We start from the raw sequence: 22,449 nt of genomic DNA, 5'->3' as shown, positions 1-22,449 counted from the left end.
GACCCTCCTGCTTCACCTGACGCGACCGCTCACGTCGTCGGGCCGATGCCCCATGCCCTTCAAGACCCCACGACCTGACCCGGGAGTGCCTCCTCGTGGCCACATTCCTCTATAAACTGGGCCGATTCGCCTTCCGGCGACGGCACTTCGTCGCCCTGATCTGGGTGGCGCTGCTGACCCTCGCGGGTGTGGGCGCCGCACAGGCCCCCGCGGCCGGCTCCACCTCCTTCTCGATCCCCGGCACCGAGGCCCAGAAGGCCTTCGACCTGCTGGAGGACCGTTTCCCCGGCGCCAGCGCCGACGGAGCCACCGCACGCGTCGTCTTCAAGGCGCCCGACGGCGAGAAGATCACCTCTTCCGCCAACAAGGCCATCGTCAAGGAGACCGTCAAGGAACTCGGCACCGGCTCGGAGGTCGTCTCCGCGGCCGATCCGTTCCAGGCCAAGGCCGTCAGCCAGGACCGCACGATCGCCTACGTGCAGGTGTCGTACAAGGTCTCCGGCATGGAGCTGAAGGACTCCTCGCGCGACGCGCTCGAGGACACCGCGCAGGAAGCGCGGGACAAGGGGCTGACCGTCGAGATCGGCGGTGACGCGCTGCAGTCGGTGCCCGAGACCGGTGCCACCGAGGCCATCGGCATCGGCGTCGCCGCGGTCGTGCTCGTGATCACCTTCGGTGCGCTGCTCGCGGCCGGGCTGCCGCTGCTCACCGCGCTGATCGGTGTCGGCATCGGTGTCTCGACGATCACCGCGCTCGCGAACGCGCTCGACCTGGGCTCCACCACATCGACGCTGGCGATGATGATCGGCCTCGCCGTCGGCATCGACTACGCCCTCTTCATCGTCTCCCGCTACCGCGCCGAACTGGCCGAGGGACGTCAGCGCGAGGAGGCGGCCGGACGGGCCGTCGGCACGGCGGGCTCCGCGGTGGTCTTCGCCGGTCTCACGGTCGTGATCGCGCTGGTGGGCCTGGCCGTGGTCAACATCCCGATGCTCACCAAGATGGGCATCGCGGCCGCCGGCACCGTCGTCATCGCGGTACTCATCGCGCTCACCCTGATCCCTGCGCTGCTCGGATACGCGGGCAGGAAGATCAAGCCCGCGGGCGAGAAGAGCAAGCTGCTGGGCGGTGGCCGCAAGGCCAAGAAGGCCGAGGGCCAGGGCGAGCACGCGTCGCAGAAGCCGAACATGGGCACGCGCTGGGCGCGCTTCGTCGTCCGCCGTCCCGTCATCGTGCTGCTGCTCGGCGTCATCGGCCTCGGTGCGGCCGCGATTCCCGCCGGCTCGCTCGAGCTCGGCCTGCCCGACGACGGCTCGCAGCCGACCAGCACCACGCAGCGCAGGGCGTACGACCTGCTCTCCGAAGGGTTCGGGCCCGGCTTCAACGGTCCGCTGATGGTCGTCGTCGACGCGAAGTCCAGCGACGCCCCGAAGGCCGCCGTCAAGGAGGTCACCACCACCATCAAGGGCCTCGACGACGTGGTCGCGGTGACCCCCGCGACGTACAACAAGGCCGGTGACACCGCGATGATCACCGTGGTCCCGGACTCCAAGCCGTCCTCGGCCACGACCGAGGACCTGGTGCACGCCATCCGTGACGCCGGCGGCGACATCAAGGCGGACACCGACGCGAAGGTGCTGGTCACCGGCTCCACCGCGATGAACATCGACGTCTCGCAGAAGCTCAACGACGCGCTGCTGCCCTATCTGGCGCTGGTCGTCGGCCTGGCGTTCCTGCTGCTGATCGTCGTCTTCCGCTCGATCCTGGTGCCGCTCAAGGCCGCGCTCGGCTTCCTGCTCTCCGTGCTCGCCGCGCTCGGCGCCGTCGTCGCGGTCTTCCAGTGGGGCTGGCTCGCCGACCTCCTGGGCGTCGAGGAGACCGGTCCCGTGATGTCGATGATGCCGATCTTCATGGTGGGTGTCGTCTTCGGCCTGGCGATGGACTACGAGGTCTTCCTGGTCACGCGTATGCGAGAGGCGTACGTGCACGGGGAGCAGCCCCGGGAGGCGATCGTGACCGGGTTCCGGTACGGCGCCCGGGTGGTCACGGCCGCTGCCGTCATCATGATCGCGGTGTTCTCGGGCTTCATCGGCTCCAGCGAGTCGATGATCAAGATGATCGGCTTCGGTCTCGCGATCGCCGTCTTCTTCGACGCGTTCATCGTGCGCATGGCCATCGTCCCGGCGGTCCTGGCGCTGCTCGGCAAGGGTGCCTGGTGGCTGCCCAGGTGGCTCGACCGCGCCCTGCCGAACGTCGACGTCGAGGGCGAGGGTCTGCGCGACCTCCACGACACCCCGAAGGACCCCGAGCCGGAGCTGGTCGAGGCCGGTCTCCCGGCCATCGACGAGACGGTGCCCGTGGCCGTGCGCGAGCCCGTGGCCGTGGGGGCCGCGTCCGGGCCCGATGCCCGGCTCGCCCTGGCCGGTACGGCAGTCGGTTCGAGCGAGGAGCTGTATCTGCCGGACGCCTGTGGCATCCGCGGCACTGTCCGCAATGCGAGTGGTGCGGGCGTGGCGGGTGCCGCGGTGACGCTGATCTCGCCGAGCGGACAGCAGCTGGGCCGCTCCGTGGCGGACGCCGACGGCTCGTATCTGGTGGACGCCCCCGCGCCCGGCAGCTACGTGGTGATCGTGGCGGCCGAGGGGCACCAGCCGCACGCGTCCACGATCGCCGTGGGCGAGGAGATGCTGGGCCACGACATCGTGCTCTCCGGCACGGGCGGTCCGGCGGGCGCGGCGGTCCGAGGTGTCGTGAGTGCGGGCGAGGGTGCGAGCGGCCGGCCGCTGCCGGACGCACGGGTCACGCTGGTGGACGCGGTGGGTGACGTGGTCGCCACCGCCACGACCGGCGAGGACGGCGAGTACGCCTTCACCGGCCTGGCCGCCGGTGAGTACTCGATCGTCGCCAGCGGGTACCCGCCGGTGGCGGGCGCGCTGCAGGTCGGCGGGGCCGGAGTGGACGGCTACGACATCCGGCTGCACCACGCGGCCGAGTAGTCCACGCACCACCTGAGGACGCATGGCCTCCGGGTCCTCCGCGAGCGGGGCGGACCCGGGAGCGCCGCCCGTGGGGACGGGGCAGGCGCAAGGGGAAGGGCCCGGCGGCAGCGCGAGCGGCGCTGCCGCCGGGCCCACGCGCGCGTGCGGGGCCCGCGGGGCGTTTCGCCGCCTCAGTGCGTGATCGGACCCGTCGCCATGTACGTCCGGCGCAGGAAGCGGAACAGTGCGGACGAGTCGAACTGCACGACCGTCACGCCCTCGCGGGAGTGGAACTCCATCACGGCCTGCACACGGCCGCACGGCCAGATGCGGACATCGCCGCTGTCGGCCGGGGCGCGCAGCCCCTCCTCCAGCAGCTCACGGCGGAAGATCCAGTCGTGACGCTGCGGGGAACCCGGGACTCCGGGGAGGCTGACCCGTACGGAATCCGGGTCGGACTGCGGGTCGTAGCTCAGTTCGACGGGGAGTGGCTGGTCGTCTGCGGCGTCGGTCACCAGGTGGGCCCGCGCGTGCTGCTCGACGGTGGCGGCTGGCATCGGAGACTCCTTACGTCGACCCCCTCTTGTCATCTAATGTCGCATATTTTCATGAATGTGCCCCTCGGCTATTCGTGCTGAGACGCTCTTGCAAGCTATTCGCAACAAGGCTCTATGATCGAACGGTTCGCCATGCGTTCCGGCGCATGCCGAACCGAACGGACCGACGGACCCGCAGACGCCGCAGCAGGAGAGCGAGCCCACCCATGCATGTCCCTGACGGATTCATCAACGCCCCCGTCTCGGCTGCCACCGGCGTGCTCGCCGCGGGGGCCGTGGCGGTCAGCCTCAAGGGCGCCCGGCGGGAACTGGACGAGCGGACCGCGCCGCTCGCCGGGCTCGTCGCCGCCTTCATCTTCGCGGTGCAGATGCTGAACTTCCCGGTCGCGGCGGGCACCAGCGGCCATCTGCTCGGCGGTGCGCTCGCGGCGATACTCGTCGGCCCCTACACCGGAGTCCTGTGTGTGTCGGTCGTCCTGCTGATGCAGGGCGTCCTCTTCGCGGACGGCGGCCTCACCGCCCTCGGCGTGAACATCACGGACATGGCGATCGTCACCACCGTCGTCGCCTACGCCGTCTTCCGCGGCCTCGTGAAGGTCCTGCCGCGCACGCGCCGGTCCATCACCGTCGCCTCCTTCGTCGCCGCGCTGCTCTCCGTGCCGGCCGCCGCCGTCGCGTTCACGCTGATCTACGCCGTGGGTGGCACGACCGACGTGTCGATCGGCAAGGTCGCCACGGCCATGGTCGGCGTGCACATCCTCATCGGCATCGGCGAGGCCGCGATCACCGCGCTCACGGTCGGCGCCGTCGTCGCCGTCCGCCCCGACCTCGTGTACGGCGCCCGCGGGCTGACCACGCCGCTCAAGCTCCGCGTGAACGGCGAGCTGGTCGACGCGCCCGCCACGGGGCCCCGGCCGGTCGCCGCCCGGTCCACCCGCAAGGTCTGGATCACCGGCCTGGTCGCCTCACTCGTCCTCGCGGGCTTCGTCAGCTTCTACGCCTCCGCGAGCCCCGACGGCCTGGAGAAGGTCGCCCAGGACCAGGGCATCGACAAGCGGACCACCCAGCACGCCAGCTCCGACTCGCCGCTTGCCAACTACGGCGTCAAGGACGTCGGCGACGCCCGGCTCTCCGGCGGCCTCGCGGGCGTGATCGGCGTCGGCGTCACGGTCGTCGCGGGCAGCGGCGTCTTCTGGCTGGTCCGCCGCCGCCGTACCGCTGACACCGGCCCCACCGCCGTACCGCAGCAGGAGACCGTCTGACATGGGTGCTGGACACGCGCACCGGCTCTACCGGCGCGGGCACTCGCCCGTGCACCGGCTTCCCCCGCACACCAAGCTCGCGGCCGTCTTCGCCTTCGTCGTGGTCGTCGTCTCGACGCCGCGCGAGGCGATGTGGGCCTTCGGGCTGTACGCAGTGCTGCTGGGAGGGGTCGCGTACGCGGCCCGCGTCCCGGCCGGGTTCCTGCTCAAGCGGCTGCTGATCGAGATCCCGTTCGTGGCCTTCGCGGTGCTGATGCCGTTCGTCGCGCAGGGCGAGCGCGTCGACGTCCTCGGCCTCTCCCTCAGTGTCAACGGCCTGTGGGGCGCCTGGAACGTACTCGCCAAGGGCACCCTCGGCGTCGCCGCCTCCGTCCTGCTCGCCGCCACCACCGAACTGCGTGAGCTGCTGCTCGGCCTGCAGCGCCTCAAGCTGCCGCCGCTGCTCGTCCAGATCGCATCCTTCATGATCCGCTACGGAGACGTGATCACGGACGAGATGCGCCGTATGAAGATCGCCCGGGAGTCGCGCGGCTTCGAGGCCCGCGGCATCCGCCACTGGGGCGTCCTCGCCAAGTCCGCGGGAGCCCTCTTCATCCGCTCGTACGAGAGGGGGGAGCGGGTGCACCTGGCGATGCTCAGCCGCGGCTACGCCGGAACGATGCCGGTCATCGACGTGGTGACCGCGTCCCGGGCCCAGTGGTCGTACGCACTGGCCCTCCCGTTCGCCGCCCTTGTCGTATGCCTTCTTGGATGGACCCTGTGACCTCGACACCGCCCCCCTCGCTGGACGTATCCGGGCTCGCCTTCGCCTACCCGGACGGGCACCAGGCCCTCTTCGGGGTCGATCTGCGCATCGAGCGCGGCGAGCGCGTCGCACTGCTCGGGCCGAACGGCGCCGGCAAGACGACGCTCGTGCTGCACCTCAACGGCATCCTCACCGGCGGCGCCGGGGCCGTGAAGGTCGCGGGGCTTCCCGTCGGCAAGCAGCACATGGCGGAGATCAGGCGCCGGGTCGGCATCGTCTTCCAGGACCCGGACGACCAGCTGTTCATGCCGACGGTGCGCGAGGACGTGGCCTTCGGGCCCGCCGCGGCCGGCGTGAAGGGGCCCGAGCTCGAGGCCCGGGTGCACGGGGCGCTGGAGCGGGTCGGTATGGCGGAGTTCGCCGAACGGCCGCCGCACCACCTCTCCTTCGGGCAGCGCCGCCGCGTCGCCGTCGCGACGGTCCTGGCGATGGAGCCCGAGATCCTCGTCCTCGACGAGCCGTCGTCGAACCTCGACCCGGCGTCGCGACGCGAACTCGCCGACATCCTGCGCTCCTTGGACGTCACCGTCCTCATGGTCACGCACGACCTGCCGTACGCCCTGGAGCTCTGCCCGCGCTCGGTGATCCTCAGCGAGGGCGCGATCACCGCGGACGGGCCGACCGGTGAGCTGCTGGCGGACGACGAGCTGATGCGCGCGCACCGGCTGGAGCTGCCGTTCGGGTTCGATCCGCGGTCGGTGAGCGCCCCCACGGCCTGAGCCACCGAAAAAGCTACCCCCGGGTAACTTCCCGCTGTACTGCGCAGATACATTGAGCGCGATGCACTTGTGCACTCTTCTTGCGCCTGCCACCGGGGAGTTGGAACCATGACCGACGGTGCCGTTGCCGACACTCGTCCGGCGAAGATCGTGTACCTGGCCGAGGCCACCGCGCACGGCGGCCGCGACGGCTACGTCACCAGCCACGACGGGCAGCTGGACCTCAGGGTCGCGATGCCGCCCGCGCTCGGCGGTGACGGACAGGGCACCAACCCGGAACAGCTCTTCGCCGCCGGGTACAGCGCGTGCTTCCACAGCGCCCTCGTGCTCGTGGGACGCCGCGCCGGCTACGACCTGACCGGCTCCACGGTCGCCGCGAAGGTCGGCCTCGGCCCCAACGCCCAGCGCGGATACGGCCTCGCCGTCGCCCTCAACGTCTCGCTGCCCCTCCTCGACCAGGAGCTCGCGGCCCAGCTCGTGGACGAGGCGCACGAGGTGTGCCCGTACTCCAACGCGACCCGCGGGAACATCGACGTGTCGATCCTGCTCAGCTAGCAGGCGGGGGCCGTACGGACGGGTTCGCGCCCGCCGGTCAGCCCGCGTGCAGCATCAGGCCGATCCCGGCCACCATCAACCCCGCAGCCGCGAGCCTCGGCGCCCCGAATCTCTCCTTGAAGAACAGGGCGCCGATCGCCGCGCCCACGATGATGCTGGACTCCCTCAGCGCCGCGATCGGCGCGAGCTCGGCCCGCGTCTGGGCCCACAGCACCAGGCCGTACGCCAGGACGGAGAGCGCCGCGCCGAGCAGGCCGAGCGTCGCGAACGGACGCAGCAGCGAGACGAGTTCACCGCGCCACCGCCGGGCGGCGTACAGCGGGACGAGCAGGCCCTCCAGGGCCATCAGCCAGGCGATGTAGCCGAGCGACGAGCCGGAGGCGCGTACGCCCAGGCCGTCCACGACGGTGTACGCGGCGATGGACAGGCCCGTCGCGAGCGCCGCCCCGATCGCCGGCCACTCGGGGCGGCGGCCGCGCAGTCCCCAGAGCGCGACGCCGGTCAGTCCGGCGCAGGACAGGGCGATGCCCGCCGCCTGCCAGGCGCCCGGCGTCTCCTTGGCGAAGACCGCGGCCAGCACGGTCACCACGAGGGGCGCCGAACCGCGCGCGATCGGGTACGCCTGGCCGAAGTCGCCCAGCTTGAAGGAGCGCATGAGCAGGGCGTAGTACACGACGTGCAGCACGACCGAGGCCATCAGATACGGCCAGGCGCCGGCCTCCGGCACGGGGACGAAGGGCATGGCGGCCAAGCCGATGAGGGAGCCGCCGCCCGAGATCAGCGTGAAGCCGACCAGTTTGTCCGTGATGCGGTGGGCGATGGCGTTCCAGCTCGCGTGGGTGACGGCCGCCAGCAGGACGGCGGCCGCGACCACCGGCGTCACGCGAGCCGCTCGCGGACGTCCACCAGGGTGCCGCCCGCGTGGGCGATCAGCGACTTGGGGTCCATCGGGAAGACCGCGTGCGGGTTGCCCGCGGCGGCCCACACCACGTCGTGGTCGAGCAGGGAGCGGTCGGCGAGCACGCGGGTCTTCGTGCGGTGCCCGAAGGGCGGTACGCCGCCGATCGCGTACCCGGTGGTCTCGCGCACCACGTCCGCCTTGGCGCGGCCGACCTTCTCCGCGCCCAGCTCGCGCCGCACCAGCTCCACGTCGACGCGGGACGCGCCGTCCATGAGGACCAGGACCGGGACGCCGTCCGCGGCGAAGATCAGCGACTTGCAGATCTGGCTGAGCTCGCAGCCGATCGCGGCGGCGGCCTCGGCGGCGGTCCGGGTCGCCTCGGGGAAACGACGGATCCGCGGCAGGAGCTCGGCGAGACCGAGCTCCTGAACGGCCTCGGCGAAACGGGGATGGGCGGCGGAGGTCTCGGCGGCTGCGTCGGAAGCGGTCATGAGCGGCACGCTAGCGGTGCGTGTATGGGGCACGCTAACGAGTTCCGGCGGCTGGACGTCAGTTCCCCGCCGGCACGAGCGCCCGTTCCCCGCCCGTACCGACGCCCGTTCGCTTCAGCCGCCCGCCCGCAGCAGCGCCGCCACCACCGGTCCCGCCGAGTCGCCGCCGTGGCCGCCCTGCTGCACCACCGCCGCGGCGGCCAGGTCGCCGCGCCAGGCGGTGAACCACCCGTTCGGCTCCTTCTGGCCGTCGACCTCGGCGGAGCCGGTCTTGGCGCCGTAGTCCGGACCGAGCCCCGACATGGCCTCGGCGGCGGTGCCGTAGGCGGCCGTGTAGGTCAGGAGTTCGCGGAGCTGGGACACGGTGGACGCGGACATCGTCCGGGACGCCTTGGCCAGTGCGCGGCCGTCCACCGCCGGGGACACCAGGTACGGCTGGTGGAAGACGCCCGTCTTGGCCGTCGAGACGACCGACGCCATGTTCAGCGGGTTCATGCGCACCCCGCCCTGGCCGATCAGCGACGCCGCCATCTGCGCGTTGCTCTGCACGGGGACGGAGCCGTCGAAGGACGGGACGCCGATGGACCAGTTGTCCATGCTCAGCCCGAAGACCTGCTGGGCCTGCTTGGTCAGGTCGTCGTCCTTGAGTTCCTTCGCCTGGCTGATGAAGGCCGTGTTGCAGGAGCGCGCGAAGCTCGCCTTGAAGGTGCCGTTCTTGATCTCGAACTTGTCGTCGTTCTGGAACTTCCAGCCGCCGTACGTCACGTACTTGGGGCACGGGTGCGCCTTGTCGGCCGACGCGAGGCCCTTGTCGATCAGCAGCGACGACGTCACGATCTTCATCGTGGAGCCGGGGGCCAGGGAGCCCTGGAACGCCGTGTTGAAGTTCGGGTTCGAGTTGGCGACGGCGAGGATCTCGCCGGTCGACGGCCTCATGACCACCACGGACGCCCGCTCCCGGCTGGCCACCTGCTGCTCGGCCGCGGCCTGCAGAGTCGCGCTGAGCGTGGTCTTCACCGTGCCGGGCGTGCCCTCGGACAGCGTCAGCAGCGTCTTGTCGGGGATCTGCTCGCTCTTCTTCTTGGTCTCCTTGCGGACGATGCGCAGCTCGATCCCGGCCGTCCCCCCGGACTTCTTGCCGTACTTCTCGCGCAGCCCGTCCAGGACGGTGCCGAGCGAGGGGTACTTCGCGGCGGTGAGCGCGGTGCCGTTGCGGTCCACCGCATTGACCGGCGGGTCCCCGGCGGCACCCGTGACCAGCGTGTCGCCGTCCTTCAGATCCGGGTGCACGACGGACGGCTGCCAGTGGACCAGCGCCTTGCCGTCCTTCGCCCGGCGGGCGACGGTGAGCTCGGACTCGTAGGCGAGGGGCTTGCTCTTGCCCTTGTACGTGACCGTGGCGGCGACCTTGAACGTCACCGTGGCGTCGGACGGCTTGCCGCGGGTCAGCGTGACCTCGTCGATGTGCGCGTCCTTGTGGTACCCGGTCAGCGCGGCCGTGGCCGCCGTCGTGTCGTCCGTGTACGCGGCGGCCTTCGCGGCGTCGCCGGACTGCCATGCGGTGAGGAACCCGTCGGCGGCGGTCCGGACCTCGGCGGCCGTCACCGGGCCCGTCTTGATCTTCTTCACGACGCTGCCGGCGGCGGTTTCCTTGTCCTTCGGCGCGTCGGACATAAGGCTGTACGCGGCAAAGCCCGCGGCGCCCACAACCACTGCCGCCACCCCGCCGATCAAGGCGGGGTGCGTTCTTTTGCGCGCGGCGCGCCTTCTCTTCCCCACGAGTCCTCCGCTGCTCTGGTCCCCCAAACGCCTCACCGAGGCACCACACTAGAGCCTGCCGTCAAACCGTTCCGATTATGTGAGCAGGAGTGGGTCTTGGACCCATGCCTGGTCACTGCGGGCATCCCGAACGGTGTTGGATGCCCGGCTGGTTCCCCGCTTTCGCGTCCTGCTCGGCGACGGCACTCTCAGTGCGCGGTCCGTGGCAGGCGGGCAGGGTCCCTCACGCCGTCGGGTACCTGGCCGGGCCTGGGCGGTCCGATGCCCCACGCTCTGGTGCGGTGGGGGCGGTGCCGTCCGTCGCCGGATCGGGTGCCCGAGGGCGCGTCGCCCGATCGCGATGCTCGCGGGATATGCGCGGCCTGTGCGCGCCGGGCCAGCGCCCACTGGTCATGGGTGGCCTTGGTGATACTGCCCGCCCATCGCGATGACGACCGGCCCGTCAGCTCCCGCTTGCGCACCGCCCACGCCGCGGCGTCGTGCTCCGGACCCTGGCGGCAGCGGTCGGCGAGATCACCGGCGGCCAGAGAGCCGAGGAACGCGCCGACCTCATCCAGCACGGCCACGTCCCGGTCCGTCACGCGCAGCCGGTCCCGGACGGCCACCCCCGCAGGCCCCGGCACCACGAAGGGCGCAGCCAGCTCCCGCACTCCGTCCACCCCCTCATCCCCCGGCCCGACGATCCCGTCACCGCACTCAACGACCACCGCCCGCAAAGGTCACCTATTCGATCAACGAAACTCTGTTCGCCTCCAGGGGCCTCAGGACACGCACCGCGGAAGCGGGCCTCCAGCGCATGGCCAGACGACCAACCCCAAGCCCGCCCGGTGCTCACTCTTACTCACCAAGACTCACTACTGCTCAGCACACCGGCAGCAGTTCCCAACCCCCTACTCCCGCCCGAAAGGTGGGCAAGAGAAGGGGGGAAGCAAGGGGCGGCCCTCAGGCCCCGGCCAGGCCCCGGCCAGGCCCCGGCCTCAGCCGCCCGCCAGCAGTACGCCCTTCACGATCGGGCCGGCCGCGTCGCCGCCGTGCCCGCCCTCCTCGGTCATGGCAGCCGCGGCGATGTCGCCCCGGTACCCGGTGAACCAGCTGTTGGACTTGGCCTGGCTGTCGACCTCCGCGGAGCCGGTCTTCGCGCCGATGTCGCTGCCGAGCCCGGCCATCACCTGCGTGGCGGTGCCGGTGGCGCTCGTGGCGGTGAGATGCATCATCTGCCGCAGCTGCGCGGCGGTGTTCGGCTCAAGGCCCCGGGCGGTGGCGAGCTCACGGTCGTCGAGTTTCTGCGGGACGATCACCGGCTGCCGGAAGGCGCCCGTCTTGACCGTCGCCGTGACCGACGCCATGTTCAGCGGGCTCATCTGGACCTGGCCCTGGCCGATCGCGTTGGCCGCACGGTCGGGGCCCCCGGAGGGTGGCACCGAGCCGTCGAACGACGCGATCCCGGTCTTCCAGTTGTCCTGCCCGAGCCCGAACCGGTCCTGGGCCTCGTGGGTCAGCGACTCGTCCGTGAGCGGCTCCTCGTCGACGAGCTTCACGAAGGCGGTGTTGCATGAGCGCGCGAAGCTGTCCGCGAGTGTGGCGTTGTCGTTCGGCGCCAGACCCTTGAGGTTGTGGAAGGTCTGGCTCTGCCACACCGCGCTTTCGGTGCAGGGCGCCGAGCCGTTCATCGAGGTGACGCCGTTGTCGATCAGCATCGCCGCGGTGATGATCTTCATCGTGGAGCCGGGCGCGAGCTCCCCCTGGAACGCCGCGTTGAACTCGCCCCATCCGTGGTTCGCCACCGCCAGCACCTCGCCGGTGCTCGGCTTCACGGCGACCACCGACGACTTGGCGAACTTCTTCACGGCCGTCTCGGCCGCGGCCTGGACGCTCGCGCTGAGCGTGGTCTGCAGCTTGCCGGGCGTGCCCTTGTCGAGCGTCAGCAGCGTCTCGTCCGGTACGTCGGCGTTCTGGTGCCGCACGAACAGCTCGATGTCGGGAGTGCCGCCCGCATCGCCGCCGTACCGCTTGCGCAGCTGCTCCAGGATCGGCCCCAGCGAGGGGTACTTCTTCTCACTCAGCACGGCGCCGTCACGGTCCACCGCCTCGATCGGCGGCGCCGACGCCTCGCCCGTGACGAGCGTGTCGCCCTTCTCCAGGTCCGGGTGCACGACGGACGGCTGCCAGTCGACGAGGGGCTGCCCCGTGGTGAGGCCGCGGACGACGGTCAGTCCGGTCTTGTACGACAAGGGCTTCGACTTGCCCTCGTACGAGACCGTGGCTTTGACGGAGAACGGCACGCTCGCGCCGTTCGCCGTGCCCGGCGTCACCTTCACCCCGGTGATGTGCGCGTCGTCGCGGTAGCCCGCGAGCAGTGTCTGCGCGGCCACCGCGTTGTTCGTGAGGTCCGCGGCACCCGCCGCATCGCCCTTCTCCCACGCCGCGAAGAACTTCCGCGTGGTGTCGCGGATCTCGTCGCTGGTGAGCGGCCCGGTCTTCACCGCGCCCCCGTCCGCGGACGTGTTGCCGCCGGTGACCGCGGTCACCAGGTTGTACGCGCCGTACCCCGCGCCCCCGACCATCACGGCGAGCACCCCGCCGACCAGGGCAGTCTTCGCCCCCTTGCGCATGGTGCGCTCCCCCTCCCCATGCCCCGGTGGCCGTCGCGAAGACGTTCACAAGGGCGATCCCGAGACAGCACTGTAAACGCATGGGTGATGAACGGGTCGTGAGTTGACGGATGTTGTCCGAATGGAGATCCACCCTCGGTTCACGACAGTGTGGCGCCGATCGTCGAGAACCGGCGCGGTGGTCGGCGAGACCGCCGCTAAGGTCATGCCCATGACCAAAGCGCGTCTGGGGGATGACGGCAGGTACTACGGCGAGTTGCCGTGCCGGTGGTGCGAGACGCTGATCAATCAGGGCGGGCGCCGAAAGCCGCGGCTGTACTGCCGTACGTCCCACCGCTTGAAGACGTACGGCATGTGGGTCGTCGGCCTGGTCGGCTCCCTGTTCTGAGCCGGCTCGACCGACGCCCCGCGCTGCGGAGGAGGCCCGGAGGCACCGCCGCAGCACAGATGGCGGCTAGATCCAGGTGTCCAGCCACATCCGCGACCGCCAGGAATCCAGCGGAATCGCCTGCCCGGTATAGATCGGCCAGAAATAGATGAAATTCCAGGCGATGAGCAGGACCAGCACACCGGACGCCGTGGCGCCCACGACCCGCCGTCGCTCCGATGATCCCGGCGGTCCGAGAATCGCCCCGATCATCATCGCCACGGCCAGGCACAGGAACGGCACGAAGACGACGGCGTAGAAGAGGAAGATCGTCCGTTCCTGGTACATGAACCACGGCAGATAGCCGGCGGCGACGCCGCACGCGATCGCGCCCGCGCGCCAGTCGCGCCGGAAGAACCAGCGCCACAGCACGTAGAGGATCGCGAGGCAGGCAGCCCACCACAGGAGCGGGGTGCCGAGCGCCAGGACCTCGCGGGCGCACTTCCCGGCCGTGCCGGCGGGGCAGCCGTCCTGGCCGGCCGCCGGGTCCTCGTAGAAGTACGAGACGGGGCGGCCGAGGACGATCCAGCTCCACGGGTTCGACTGGTACGTGTGCGGCGAGGTCAGGTGGGTGTGGAACTCGTACACCTCGTGCTCGTAGTGCCACAGGCTGCGCCACCAGTCCGGGAACAGCCAGGACCAGCTGCTGTTCCTGCCGTCGGTCGCGGCCCAGTTCCGGTAGTAGCCGCCGGTGCCGTCGGTGGGCGAGAGGATCCAGCCGGTCCAGGACACGACGTACGTGGCGATCGCGACCGGCACGGTGGCCAGGAAGGCGATGCCCAGGTCGTACTTGAGGACGGCGAGGTACGGGTGGCGGGCGCCGGCGACCTTGCGGGAGCCGACGTCCCACACCACGGCCATCACGCAGAACGCCGCGAGGATGTACAGGCCGTTCCACTTCGTGCCGATGGCCAGGCCCAGCATCAGGCCCGCCGCCCAGCGCCACGGCCGCCAGCCCAGGCGGGTGTTGTCGCCGGTGTCCGCGTCCGGGCGGACCCGGCCGTCGGCGTCGACCGGGAGCGCGGCCGCGAGTCTCTCGCGCGCCTTGTCCCGGTCCACGACGAGGCAGCCGAACGCCGCCAGCACGAAGAACATCAGCACCTGGTCGAGCAGCGCGGTGCGGCTCATCACGAAGTGCAGCCCGTCCACGGCCATCAGGGCGCCCGCGAGGCATCCGAGGAACGTGGAGCGGAACAGCCGCCGCCCGATCCGGCACAGCAGCAGCACGGACAGCGTGCCGAGCAGGGCTGTCATGAACCGCCAGCCGAACGGGTTGAACCCGAACAGCCACTCGCCGACCCCGATGACGTACTTCCCGACCGGCGGATGCACGACATAGGCCGCGTCCGACGGCAGGGTGACGGCATCGCCCTGCTGCAGGATCTGGTCGTTGGCCTCCTTGGGCCAGTTGACCTCGAACCCGCGGTGGATCAGCGCCCACGCGTCCTTGGCGTAGTACGTCTCGTCGAATATCACGGCCTTCGGGCTGCCGAGGTTCCAGAACCGCATCAGGCCCGCGACGAGCGTGACGAGCAGCGGCCCCAGCCACCCCGACCAGCGCACCAGCAGGTCCGCGAGGTCCTTCGGGACCCCGAACGCCGCCCACAGCCGGGTGCCGGGCCGTGTGTAGGGAGGCACCAGCCGGTCGCGGACGTCGGTCGTGGTCCGCGGTACGTGGCCGAATCGGCGCAGCCGCAGCTGCCACGACGGCGGTCGCGGTTCGGTGGCCTGGCCCTGCCGGGTGTCCGTGGAGGACGCGGTACTGGTCACCGCGCCATCGTAGGGAACCGTCCTGTGCGATACCCGTGGACGGGCCTGATCCGGCCGGACCGATCGGTATCCGGCCTGACCGGCCGGGCCCGGTCCGCCCCTGCGAGGATGGAACGGTGACAGAGACCAGCCCCCACGGCACCCTCGTACTCGCCGGCACCCCCATCGGGGACGTGGCCGACGCGCCGCCCCGCCTCGCCGAGGAGCTGGCCTCCGCGGACGTCGTCGCGGCCGAGGACACCCGGCGGCTGCGGCGGCTCACCCAGGCGCTCGGTGTGCAGCCGGCCGGGCGGATCGTGTCGTACTTCGAGGGCAACGAGACCGCGCGTACTCCCGAGCTCGTCGAGGCCCTGGTGGGCGGGGCGCGGGTGCTGCTGGTGACCGACGCGGGGATGCCGTCGGTGTCCGACCCCGGGTACCGGCTGGTCGCGGCCGCCGTCGAGAAGGACATCCGGGTCACCGCGGTGCCGGGCCCGTCCGCCGTGCTCACGGCGCTCGCGCTGTCCGGGCTGCCCGTCGACCGGTTCTGCTTCGAGGGCTTCCTGCCGCGCAAGGCCGGCGAGCGGCTCTCGCGGCTCAAGGAGGTCGCCGACGAGCGCAGGACCCTCGTCTACTTCGAGGCGCCGCACCGGCTCGACGACACCCTCGCCGCCATGGCCGAGGCGTTCGGCGCGGACCGCCGCGCCGCCGTGTGCCGGGAGCTCACCAAGACGTACGAGGAGGTCAGGCGCGGCCCGCTGGGCGAGCTCGCCGCGTGGGCGGCCGAGGGCGTCCGCGGTGAGATCACCGTCGTCGTCGAGGGCGCGCCCGAGAAGGGCGCCGAAGAGCTCGACGCCGACGAGCTGGTGCGCAGGGTGCGGGTGCGCGAGGAGGCGGGGGAGCGGCGCAAGGAGGCCATCGCCGCCGTCGCGGCCGAGGCGGGGCTCCCCAAACGCGAGGTCTTCGATGCTGTGGTCGCGGCAAAGAAGAGCTCACAACTCGGCTCTGCCAGTGCATAGGTGAGCAAAGAACCGTGACGGCCTGCAGAACCCTCTACAGGCCTTGATCACGGCTCGCCGCCGCCACCGACTGTGACGAAGCCCGAGGGGAAAGCCGCAGCTGAGCTCCTCCACGCCTGCTGGTTTCACTCTCTGTAATCGAGAACATAGGTGTTCGAAGCCGGGCAGCCCAGCCGAAAGCGAAAACTTCGTCCAGCATCCAGTAAAGGGGCGATGCCTTCCCGGCTCGGCGGGTGTCCACTGGATGAAGACGACCTCGGACATCGCTGTCCAGGTCATTTGCTGTCCAGCGGACCAGAGGAGCTGGCATGAGTGAGAGCGCTGGAACCGGCCACCACACCTCGGCGACCCCCGTCGTCCACGAGTCGTACTCGTTCGCATGCATGCGCTGCGGACACGGCTGGGAGCAGTCGTACGTCATAGAGCACCACTTCGACGCCGACGGCACCGAGTTCCCGATGTACACCGTGGACGGAGAGCGTGTCCCGTCACCGCTGACCAGGCCCACCTGCCTGAACTGCGACGGACACGTGGTGCGGATCATGCGACCGGGGCAGGTGTCCTCGGTGCTGGACTCGATGCGCCGGCACCACGTCCCGCAGCAGCCGGCGCAGGCGGGGCAGAAGGAGGCCGCCGCCGGGGAGCCGGGCGTCGAGGGTGCCTCCAAGGAGCACCACTGGCACCTCTCCGACCTGCTGCATGCGTTCCACCGCAAGGCCGGGTGACCGGCCGCCGGCGAGACGCGGGAGCGGCCGAGGCGGCGTGAGGGCTTCGCGGCCCTCCTCGCAGGACTCGCGGCCTTCTTCGCAGGACCAGCGGCCCTCTTCGCAGGACCAGCGGCCCCCTTCGTAGGATCGGGGACATGCCTTCGAAAGCCGCCGCAGACGCCGCTCCACCGCTCCCGGAGCCGCTCCGGGTGCCCGTCGCGGACTCGCACACGCATCTCGACATGCAGTCCGGCACGGTCGAGGAGGGCCTTGCCAAGGCCGCGTCCGTGGGCGTGACCACCGTCGTCCAGGTCGGCTGCGACATCCGCGGCTCGCGGTGGGCGGCCGAGACGGCGGCCACGTACGAGAACGTGTGGGCGACCGTGGCCCTGCACCCCAACGAGGCGCCGCGCATCGTCCACGGCGACCCCGACGGCTGGTCCAGGCAGGGCGCCCGGCAGGCGGGCGGCGACGCGGCCCTCGACGACGCGCTCGCCGAGATCGACAGGCTCGCCGCGCTGCCCCAGGTCAGGGGCGTCGGCGAGACCGGCCTCGACTACTTCCGCACCGGGCCCGAGGGCAAGCACGCGCAGGAGAAGTCCTTCCGCGCCCACATCGAGATGGCCAAGCGGCACGGCAAGGCCCTCGTCATCCACGACCGCGACGCCCACGACGACGTGCTGCGGATCCTCAAGGAGGAGGGCGCGCCCGAGCGCACGGTCTTCCACTGCTACTCCGGCGACGCGGACATGGCCCGGATCTGCGCCGAGAACGGCTACTTCATGTCGTTCGCCGGCAACGTCACCTTCAAGAACGCCCAGCCTCTCCGCGACGCTCTCGCCGTCGCCCCGACGGAGCTGGTGCTCGTCGAGACGGACGCCCCCTATTTGACCCCCGCCCCGTACCGCGGACGGCCCAATGCGCCGTATCTGATTCCGGTCACTCTGCGTGCCATGGCGGATGTGAAGGGCGTCTCCGAGGATGCCCTGGCGACCGCCGTATCCGCCAATACTGCCCGCGTGTTCGGCTACTGACGGGCGGTCCGCCCGTCCCTTCTCCCCGGCGCGCGAGCATGCGACGCGGCCGCGACACCGCGAATCCGCGTTGCTTTGGAGAGCGGCGATGCTCGGTTAGGTTCTGACACCCGATCAGGACCCCTGGAGCGTCGCGTGAGCAATTCGCAGGACGAGACGTACGACAAAACGGCGGGGGAATGCGCCGAAACCGCGGCCCGGTGCGGCCTGCGGCCCGGCGGACGTATGGCGGCGCGGCATGCGGCGCGCCGGAGGAGGACAGCCGACCGGCACGACACGCTGCGGCGCATCGTGCCGCAGGCGCTGGTCGTGGCCTTACTGGCGGGTGGCACCACCGCGTTCGTCGCCGACGACAAAGTGGTCCACCTCACCGTCGACGGCAGACCACGCACCCTGCACACCTTCGCCGACAGCGTCGGCGACCTTCTCGCCGGCGAAGGGCTGGACGTCGGCGACCACGACATCGTGGCGCCCGCACCCGCGACCGCCCTGTCCAGCGGCGACGAGGTCGTCGTCCGCTACGGCCGGCTGATGCACCTCACCGTCGACGGGCAGCGCCGCAGCCTGTGGACGACCGCAGGAACAGTCGAGAAGGCCCTCGGCCAGCTCGGGGTGCGCGCCGAGGGCGCGTATCTCTCCGTCTCCCGCTCCGAGCCGATCGGCCGACAGGGTCTGCGGCTCGACGTACGCACCGAACGCACGGTCACGATCATGGCGGACGGGCGGGAGCGGACCCTCCGTACGAACGCGGCCACGGTCAGCGAGGCCGTCGACGAGGCCGGGATCCTGATGAACGGCCTGGACACCACGTCCGCCGAGCCCGACAGCTTCCCGGACGACGGCCAGACGATCACGGTCCTGCGCATCACCGAACGCAGGGCGGTGCGCCAGGAACCCGTCCCGTTCGAGGTGCACAGGACATCGGACCCCTCGCTGCTCCGCGGTACGCAGGTCGTGGAGCGGGCCGGGCGGAAGGGCGCACGGCGGGTCACCTACGCCCTGCGGACCGTCGACGGCGTCAAGCAGCGGCCCCGGGCGCTCAGGACCGAGGTGCTGCGGGAACCCGAGACGCGGGTCGTGCGGGTCGGTACCAGGACGCTGCCCACGACCGTCGACGGCGCCGAGGGCCTGAACTGGGACGCCCTCGCCCAGTGCGAGTCGGGCGGCCGCGCCCGGGTGGTGGACGCGTCCGGCAGGTACGGCGGCCTCTACCAGTTCGACCGCCACACGTGGCGCTCCGTCGGCGGCACCGGCAGCCCACAGGACGCCACCTCCACGGAACAGACCTACCGGGCCAAGAGGCTGTACGTACGCCGGGGCGCGAACCCGTGGCCACAGTGCGGCCACCGCTTGTACGGGTAGTAACCGTCCGACGTGCCCACCCCACGTACCCTGGGGCGGTGAGCACGCCCCACCCCGACGCCCTCCTCGGCCCCGCAGACATCCGCGAACTGGCCGCCGCCCTGGGCGTACGCCCGACCAAACAGCGCGGTCAGAACTTCGTCATCGACGCCAACACGGTCCGCAGGATCGTCCGCACCGCGGACGTCCAGCCGGACGACGTCGTCGTCGAGGTCGGCCCGGGCCTCGGCTCGCTGACCCTGGCGCTGCTCGAGGCGGCGGACCGCGTCACGGCCGTCGAGATCGACGACGTCCTCGCGGCCGCGCTGCCCGCGACGATCGCCGCCCGCATGCCCGCGAAGGCGGACCGCTTCGCGCTGGTCCACAGCGATGCGATGCACGTGACCGAGCTGCCGGGCCCGGCCCCGACCGCCCTCGTCGCGAACCTCCCGTACAACGTGGCCGTCCCCGTGCTGCTGCACATGCTCGACACCTTCCCGACCATCGAGCGCACGCTCGTCATGGTCCAGGCGGAGGTCGCCGACCGGCTCGCCGCCGCGCCCGGTTCGAAGGTGTACGGCGTGCCGTCGGTCAAGGCCAACTGGTACGCCGAGGTGAAGCGGGCGGGCGCCATCGGGCGCAACGTCTTCTGGCCGGCGCCGAACGTGGACTCGGGACTGGTGTCACTGGTGCGGCGCGCCAAGCCGCTCGACACGACGGCCTCGAAGCGCGAGGTCTTCGCCGTCGTCGACGCGGCCTTCGCCCAGCGCCGGAAGACGCTGCGGGCCGCCCTGGCGGGCTGGGCGGGGTCGGCCGCGGCGGCCGAGGCGGCCCTGGTCGCGGCGGGCGTGTCGCCGCAGGCGCGCGGCGAGTCGCTGACGGTCGAGGAGTTCGCGCGGATCGCGGAGAACAAGCAGCCTGTCGACAGCGAGGGAAACGCGTAAGTGAAGGGCAACGTGAGCGTCACCGTACGGGTACCGGCGAAGGTCAACGTCCAGCTGGCCGTGGGCGCCGCGCGCCCCGACGGCTTCCACGACCTGGCCAATGTGTTTCTCGCGGTCGGGCTGTACGACGAGGTGACGGTGGAGCCCTCGGACGCCCTGCGGGTGACGTGCTCGGGGCCGGACGCCGACCAGGTGCCGCTCGACCGTTCGAATCTGGCGGCCCGGGCGGCCGAGGCGCTGGCGTCCCGGCACGGCCTGGCTCCGGATGTGCACATCCACATCGCCAAGGACATCCCCGTCGCGGGCGGCATGGCGGGCGGCAGCGCGGATGCCGCGGGCGCCCTCCTCGCCTGCGACACGCTCTGGGGCACCGGCGCCGGCCGGGACGAGCTGCTGGAGATCTGCGCCGAGCTCGGCAGCGACGTGCCGTTCAGCCTGGTCGGCGAGGCCGCGCTCGGCCGGGGCCGGGGCGAGCTGCTGACCCCGCTGGAGGTGGGCGGCACCTTCCACTGGGTGTTCGCCGTCGCGGACGGCGGGCTGTCGACCCCGGCGGTGTACCGGGAGTTCGACCGGCTCACCGAGGGCGTGGCCGTCCCCGAGCCCGAGGCCTCGCCCGCCCTGCTCGAGGCCCTGCGCACCGGCGACGCCTCCGCGCTCGCTGCCGCACTCGCCAACGACCTGCAGCCTGCCGCGCTTTCGCTGCGCCCGTCGCTCGCGGAGACCCTGCGCGCGGGGACGGAGGCCGGTGCGCTGGCTGCGCTGGTGTCGGGCTCCGGCCCGACCACCGCGTTCCTGGCGAAGGACGCCGAGTCGGCGACGGCGGTGGCGGAGGCGCTGATCGCCTCCGCCACGTGTCGTACGGCTCGGGTCGCGGTGGCCCCGGCGCCCGGGGCCACCGTCATCTGACCCGACAGGATTGACGATCCGTCAGAAGGTCAGCTTCCAGCTGTTGATGTAGCCGGTGTCCGCGCTGTAGACGTCCTGCACCTTCAGCTGCCAGGTGCCGTTCGCCGTCTCGCTCGACGCGTCGACCGTGTAGGTGGCGCTGACGTTGTCGGCGGAGTCGCTGCTGCTGCTGTTCTTCAGCCGGTACGTCGAGCCGTCCGGGGCGACGAGGTCGATGACCAGGTCACCGCGGTAGGTGTGGACGATGTTCACGTTCACCGACAGGTCGCTCGGCGCGTTGCCGCTCAGGCCGCTGACGGTGATCGGCGAGTAGACCGCGGAGCCCGCGTCCGGGATCGAGACGTCGGTCGTCGACTCGAAGCTCGTACCCGGGTCCGTGCCGCCGCCGGAGCCGCTCGGGGTGATCTGCAGCAGCCGGTTGGGGCTGCCGGTGCCGGGGCTGGTGACGACGCCGGTGGCCGCTGCCGAGGTCAGCGCCGAGGCGACCTGGGACGGGGTGGCCGAGGGGTTCGCGCCCAGGTAGACGGCGGCCGCGCCCGTGACGTGCGGGGTCGCCATCGACGTACCGGACAGCGTCGTGGTGGCGGTGTCCGACGTGTTGTACGTCGAGGTGATGCTGGAGCCCGGCGCGAAGATGTCGACGACGCTGCCGTAGTTGGAGAACGACGACCGGGCGTCCGAGCTGGTGGTGGAGCCGACGGTGATCGCCGAGGCGACCCGCGCGGGCGAGTACGAGGAGGCGTTGGCGTTGTCGTTGCCCGCCGCGACCGCGTAGGTGACGCCGGAGGCGATGGAGTTGGCGACCGCCGTGTCGAGCACGGTGTCGGCGCCGCCGCCCAGGCTCATGTTGGCGACGGCCGGCTTGACCGCGTTCTGGGTCACCCAGTCGATGCCCGCGACGACCCCGTCCGTCGTACCGGACCCGTCGTCGTCGAGCACGCGCACGGCGACGATCTTCGCGGCCTTGGCGACACCGTAGGTGGTGCTCGCCACCGTGCCGGCGACGTGCGTGCCGTGCCCGTTGCCGTCCTGCGCGGTGCTGTCGTTGTCCACGGCGTCGTAGCCGTAGGAGGCGCGGCCGCCGAACTGGCTGTGGGTGATCCGGACGCCGGTGTCGATGATGTACGCGGTGACGCCCGCGCCGGCGCTGGCCGGATAGGTGTAGGACGAGCTGAGCGGCAGGCTCGGCTGGTCGATCCGGTCCAGGCCCCAGGTGGGGTTGGTCTGGGTGTCGGTCATGTGGACGGTCTTGTTCTGGACGACCTTGGCGACCGCGGGGTCGGCGGCGAGCCGCTCGGCCTCGGTCTCGCTCATCTCCGCGGAGTAGCCGTTGAGGGCCTCCTTGTAGGTGCGCTTGACCTCGCCGCCGTACTTGGCGGCCAGCGCCTTGCCCTTCTTGGAGTCGCCGCGGAAGCCCGCGTCGTCCTTGAGCATGACGATGTAGCTGTCCTTGATGGCGCCTGCCGCGTCGGCGCCGACGATCACGCCCTCGGCCGGGGTGGCCGCCGCGGCCGAGGGGGCGACGGCCGCGGCGCCGAGTGCCATGGCGGCGGCCGCGGCGATGAGGCCCGCGGCGGCGGAGGTCCGTCTGCGACGGCCTGTGGGGGGATTCGCGGGGGAGTGCATCACTGACATGGGGGAGTTCCCCTCTCGTTCGGTGGTG

At 71.3% G+C, this 22,449-nt stretch carries 19 protein-coding genes and 2 pseudogenes; 13 read left to right on the top strand and 8 right to left on the bottom strand.

The features are described 5' to 3' along the window. Positions 1–95: 95 nt before the first annotated feature. Both ACWD4J_RS26980 and ACWD4J_RS26975 read left to right on the top strand, forming a co-directional pair. A pseudogene (locus ACWD4J_RS26980) lies at positions 96–2,327 on the top strand (MMPL family transporter); the annotation flags it as partial. A 24-nt stretch (positions 2,328–2,351) separates the two neighbouring features. Beyond that, entirely contained in the window at positions 2,352–2,996 is a 645-nt protein-coding gene (locus ACWD4J_RS26975; protein ID WP_451398059.1) for a carboxypeptidase regulatory-like domain-containing protein, read from the top strand. A gap of 173 nt (positions 2,997–3,169) precedes the next feature. Here the strand turns inward: ACWD4J_RS26975 and ACWD4J_RS26970 are convergent, their stop codons facing one another. After that, positions 3,170–3,535 (bottom strand): SsgA family sporulation/cell division regulator, encoded by a 366-nt coding sequence (locus ACWD4J_RS26970; protein WP_451398010.1) that lies wholly within the window; start codon positions 3,533–3,535, stop codon positions 3,170–3,172. A 206-nt stretch (positions 3,536–3,741) separates the two neighbouring features. On the opposite strand from ACWD4J_RS26970, the gene ACWD4J_RS26965 reads away from it, so the two are divergent. From ACWD4J_RS26965 to ACWD4J_RS26950, 4 genes are all read left to right on the top strand, one after another. After that, positions 3,742–4,797, top strand: a complete 1,056-nt coding sequence (locus ACWD4J_RS26965) for an energy-coupling factor ABC transporter permease (protein ID WP_451398009.1) — start codon at positions 3,742–3,744, stop codon at positions 4,795–4,797. Position 4,798: 1 nt separating this feature from the next. Next, positions 4,799–5,560, top strand: a complete 762-nt coding sequence (gene cbiQ / locus ACWD4J_RS26960; protein WP_451398008.1) for a cobalt ECF transporter T component CbiQ — start codon at positions 4,799–4,801, stop codon at positions 5,558–5,560. Then, complete coding sequence (locus ACWD4J_RS26955) at positions 5,548–6,321, top strand: energy-coupling factor ABC transporter ATP-binding protein (RefSeq protein WP_451398007.1); 774 nt, start codon at positions 5,548–5,550, stop codon at positions 6,319–6,321. The genes cbiQ and ACWD4J_RS26955 overlap by 13 nt, the downstream gene beginning before the upstream one ends. 108 nt (positions 6,322–6,429) lie before the next feature. Further along, positions 6,430–6,876, top strand: coding sequence for an organic hydroperoxide resistance protein (locus ACWD4J_RS26950; protein ID WP_451398006.1), 447 nt, complete (start codon positions 6,430–6,432; stop codon positions 6,874–6,876). 37 nt (positions 6,877–6,913) lie between these two features. On the opposite strand, the gene ACWD4J_RS26945 is transcribed toward ACWD4J_RS26950, so the two are convergent. The 5 genes and pseudogenes from ACWD4J_RS26945 to ACWD4J_RS26925 all read right to left on the bottom strand — a co-directional run bounded on the left by ACWD4J_RS26945 (position 6,914) and on the right by ACWD4J_RS26925 (position 12,659). Continuing rightward, a complete protein-coding gene (locus ACWD4J_RS26945; protein ID WP_451398005.1) occupies positions 6,914–7,759 on the bottom strand; it encodes a DMT family transporter in 846 nt (281 codons plus the stop codon). Beyond that, on the bottom strand, positions 7,756–8,268 hold the full coding sequence (locus ACWD4J_RS26940) for a YbaK/EbsC family protein (protein ID WP_451398004.1): 513 nt from the start codon (positions 8,266–8,268) through the stop codon (positions 7,756–7,758). Before ACWD4J_RS26940 ends, ACWD4J_RS26945 begins: the two co-directional genes overlap by 4 nt. Before the next feature lie 114 nt (positions 8,269–8,382). Further along, the gene (locus ACWD4J_RS26935; RefSeq protein WP_451398003.1) at positions 8,383–10,047 is read right to left on the bottom strand and encodes a penicillin-binding transpeptidase domain-containing protein; all 1,665 of its coding nucleotides are present in this window, start codon (positions 10,045–10,047) and stop codon (positions 8,383–8,385) included. Between the two features lie 350 nt (positions 10,048–10,397). Then, positions 10,398–10,706: pseudogene (locus tag ACWD4J_RS26930) on the bottom strand (IS200/IS605 family accessory protein TnpB-related protein); the annotation flags it as partial. 318 nt (positions 10,707–11,024) lie between these two features. Further along, a complete protein-coding gene (locus tag ACWD4J_RS26925; protein WP_451398002.1) occupies positions 11,025–12,659 on the bottom strand; it encodes a penicillin-binding transpeptidase domain-containing protein in 1,635 nt (544 codons plus the stop codon). 211 nt (positions 12,660–12,870) lie between these two features. Here ACWD4J_RS26925 and ACWD4J_RS26920 point away from each other — a divergent pair, with 211 nt between their 5' ends. After that, complete coding sequence (locus tag ACWD4J_RS26920; RefSeq protein ID WP_451398001.1) at positions 12,871–13,047, top strand: hypothetical protein; 177 nt, start codon at positions 12,871–12,873, stop codon at positions 13,045–13,047. Between the two features lie 66 nt (positions 13,048–13,113). On the opposite strand, the gene ACWD4J_RS26915 is transcribed toward ACWD4J_RS26920, so the two are convergent. After that, complete coding sequence (locus ACWD4J_RS26915) at positions 13,114–14,856, bottom strand: dolichyl-phosphate-mannose--protein mannosyltransferase (RefSeq protein ID WP_451398000.1); 1,743 nt, start codon at positions 14,854–14,856, stop codon at positions 13,114–13,116. A 116-nt stretch (positions 14,857–14,972) separates the two neighbouring features. Here ACWD4J_RS26915 and rsmI point away from each other — a divergent pair, with 116 nt between their 5' ends. The 6 genes from rsmI to ACWD4J_RS26885 all read left to right on the top strand — a co-directional run bounded on the left by rsmI (position 14,973) and on the right by ACWD4J_RS26885 (position 20,786). Continuing rightward, positions 14,973–15,854 carry a 16S rRNA (cytidine(1402)-2'-O)-methyltransferase gene (gene rsmI / locus ACWD4J_RS26910; RefSeq protein ID WP_451397999.1) on the top strand — a complete coding sequence of 294 codons (882 nt, stop codon included), beginning with the start codon at positions 14,973–14,975 and terminating at the stop codon, positions 15,852–15,854. A gap of 308 nt (positions 15,855–16,162) precedes the next feature. Continuing rightward, positions 16,163–16,579, top strand: a complete 417-nt coding sequence (locus ACWD4J_RS26905; protein WP_451397998.1) for a hypothetical protein — start codon at positions 16,163–16,165, stop codon at positions 16,577–16,579. A gap of 137 nt (positions 16,580–16,716) precedes the next feature. After that, complete coding sequence (locus ACWD4J_RS26900) at positions 16,717–17,595, top strand: TatD family hydrolase (protein WP_451397997.1); 879 nt, start codon at positions 16,717–16,719, stop codon at positions 17,593–17,595. A gap of 75 nt (positions 17,596–17,670) precedes the next feature. Further along, positions 17,671–18,957, top strand: a complete 1,287-nt coding sequence (locus ACWD4J_RS26895; protein ID WP_451397996.1) for a ubiquitin-like domain-containing protein — start codon at positions 17,671–17,673, stop codon at positions 18,955–18,957. Positions 18,958–18,995: 38 nt separating this feature from the next. Continuing rightward, a complete protein-coding gene (rsmA, locus tag ACWD4J_RS26890; protein ID WP_451397995.1) occupies positions 18,996–19,880 on the top strand; it encodes a 16S rRNA (adenine(1518)-N(6)/adenine(1519)-N(6))-dimethyltransferase RsmA in 885 nt (294 codons plus the stop codon). Positions 19,881–19,892: 12 nt separating this feature from the next. Then, entirely contained in the window at positions 19,893–20,786 is an 894-nt protein-coding gene (locus ACWD4J_RS26885; RefSeq protein ID WP_451398058.1) for a 4-(cytidine 5'-diphospho)-2-C-methyl-D-erythritol kinase, read from the top strand. Between the two features lie 21 nt (positions 20,787–20,807). On the opposite strand, the gene ACWD4J_RS26880 is transcribed toward ACWD4J_RS26885, so the two are convergent. Then, positions 20,808–22,421 (bottom strand): S8 family peptidase, encoded by a 1,614-nt coding sequence (locus ACWD4J_RS26880; RefSeq protein WP_451397994.1) that lies wholly within the window; start codon positions 22,419–22,421, stop codon positions 20,808–20,810. Positions 22,422–22,449 lie beyond the last annotated feature (28 nt).

Source organism: Streptomyces sp. NPDC002577, assembly GCF_053594815.1.
This window is presented reverse-complemented; position numbering and strand designations above follow the sequence as displayed.